This is a genomic window from Bacillota bacterium (assembly GCA_040754675.1).
GTDB lineage: Bacteria > Bacillota > Limnochordia > Limnochordales > Geochordaceae > Geochorda.
Genome location: JBFMCJ010000609.1, coordinates 1 through 2,336, shown reverse-complemented (window position 1 = coordinate 2,336; position 2,336 = coordinate 1). Strand labels below are relative to the sequence as shown.

At 70.7% G+C, this 2,336-nt stretch carries 2 protein-coding genes; both read left to right on the top strand.

Translation table 11 applies throughout. The annotated features are described in order from the left end of the window. The coding region (locus tag AB1609_21550; protein MEW6049021.1) for a helix-turn-helix transcriptional regulator at window positions 1-491 on the top strand (491 nt) is incomplete at its 5' end. 160 nt (window positions 492-651) lie between these two features. Beyond that, entirely contained in the window at window positions 652-2,019 is a 1,368-nt protein-coding gene (locus AB1609_21545; protein MEW6049020.1) for an FAD-dependent oxidoreductase, read from the top strand. The last annotated feature ends 317 nt before the right edge of the window (window positions 2,020-2,336 follow it).

Genomic DNA, 2,336 nt, shown 5'->3' with positions numbered 1-2,336 from the left:
GCTACTCGGCCATTCGGGTGGGTCGCTTTCTCGGGCAGTTGGCCTTCGAGCTTGGCAAGGCCGAGGAAGGCCGGGCGCACTTCGCCGCCGCTCTGGAGCTGGCGGAGCGCTGCCACTTCCCCTTCGAGGCGGCGCTGACCCGCCTGGCGCGCGGGCGGGGGCTGGCCGGCTCGCCCGAGAGCATGGTAGATCTGGCGGCCGCCCGGGAGGTCCTGGCCGGCACCGCGGCCGCCGCGCTGCTCCCCGCCGCGGACGGGTCGCTCGGCGCGGCCGGCCTCCCGCCCGCTGCCCGGGCCGCCGGGTTGACCGCGCGCGAGGTCGAGGTGGCGGCCCTGGTGGCTCAGGGGCTGACCGACCGGCAGATCGCCGCCCGCCTGGTGATCTCGCCGCGGACGGTCGACCGCCACCTGCGGAATATCTTCCAGAAGCTCGACCTCCCCAACCGGACCGCCCTGGCGCTCTGGGCCGCCAGCCATGGGATGAAGGACTGACGCCACGCCGCGGCCCGGCGGCTGTGAGGAAGATTCCCCATGGTCGCGGCCGCCCGCCCGACACTCGATTTTGGGGGGTCCTCCCGATGCCGAGCCTCCCACCTGCTGGTAACATGCCGTCAAAAGAGCGGGTCACGGCGGAGGGAGGACGTCGGTGGCTATGGAGCCGGTTCAGCAAGCTCGGAGGCGGGTGCTCGTCGTCGGCGCGGGAGTTGCCGGTGCGTTCACGGCTTACTTCCTCCGGCAGCAGCTCGGCCCGGAAGCCGAGATTGTCGTGTGGGAACGCCAGGCGCGTCCAGGCGGCCGCGTCAGCGAGATGGAGATCGCGGGGAGGCGGGTGGAGGCGGGGGCGACGCTCATCCACTCGTCTAACCGCTACCTGGTGGAGGCAATGGAGCGGCTCAGGCTCCACCCCACGGGGCGGGGGGACCGGAAGCCGCGGCGCCGGCGGCTGGGCATCTGGAACGGCACTTCCTTCGACCTCCTCGTCTCGACGGCGAGCCTTCCCCTGGTCCTGGCCATGGCCCGCCGCTACGGCCAAAGCCTCTGGCGGGCGCGCCGCCTGACGCGAGAGGCGGTGGCACGAGTGCTCCGGCTCTACGAGAAGCTGGAGGGGGGGCGCGGCTACGCCACGCCTGGCGAGATGTACCGCGAGCTTGGCCTCTACGACCTCACTCAGGAAGCGGCTTACAGCTTCTTCGCTCGCCATGGCGTCGGGGAGCGCTTCATGCGCGAGTTCTCCGACGCCGTGGCGCGCAGTAACTACGGCCAGGACGGGCGGATGAACGCCTGGGCGACGCTGGTCTCGCTGACCGGCGGCGGCCTTGCGGGCGGTCGCCTCTTCTCGGTGCAGGAAGGCAACGTACGCATCGTGGAGGGGCTCCTCGCCGCCTCCACTGCCCACGTGCGCACGAAGTTGGCAGCCTGGAGGGTGGCGTCGCGCACGGACCCGCCGGGAGGACCGGCAGGTTACACGGTCACGGCAGTCGGCGGGTCCGAGGAAGCCTTCGACGCGGTGATCCTGGCCGTGCCCCTGGAGCTGGCCGGCCTGGAGTTCGAAGGGCTTCGCCTCCCGGTTAGCGCCTCTGTCCGGCGCCGTTACCATGTGACGCACGCCACCTTCGTCGCAGGCCGCCTCTGGGCTGGAGCCTTTGGACTCCCGGAGCGTGACGAGGCACCGGAGCTGCTCCTCACGCGGGAACGGCCGGATATCCCCTTCTCGGCCATCGGTCTTCTGGGGCCGGCGGCGGGCGACGGCAGGAGCGTCTACAAGGTTTTCTCGCGGCAGCCGCTGGACGAGGCGCTCCTCGACCGCATCTTCGCGGACCGCGCGGAGACGACGCGCCTCGTGTGGGAGGCTTACCCGGTCCTGAACCCGGCGCCGGCCTCGCCGCCCTTCCGGCTGGCGCACGGCCTCTACTACGCCAACGCCATGGAGTCGGCGGTTTCTACCCTGGAGACCGAGGCGATGGCGGCGCGCAATGTGGTTAACCTCTTGGCTTTGGACCTGGCCAAGACCAGGCGGTGAGGTGCGCGATGGCCTCTGGCGGCCCGTTTGGCGGAAAGCAACCTCCCAGGTGCGGTCGCCGGGCGCGGTATCATGTGCGTCAAGTGGCGTCACTAGCGAAACGACGTGGCCGGCCCGACTTTTTGGATCTCCCGCCTCACCGGGCCTCGGAACGCGCGAGCCTGCAGTTCCTCAGTTAGCCCGTCCCAACAACCAGCCATCCCCTGATGTCCCTCAGATGCCCCCGGGGTGGAGACCCCGCTGGCGCGCTTCAGATCTCCCGGTAGAGCGCCTCCAGCATTTGCTGCAGGAACGGCTGGTAAGGGGTGTACGGGACC

Excerpts from the sequence above, each read along its gene's own strand:
- AB1609_21545 (MEW6049020.1), top strand. The coding sequence starts at position 652 with ATGGAGCCGGTTCAGCAAGCTCGGAGGCGGGTGCTCGTCGTCGGCGCG.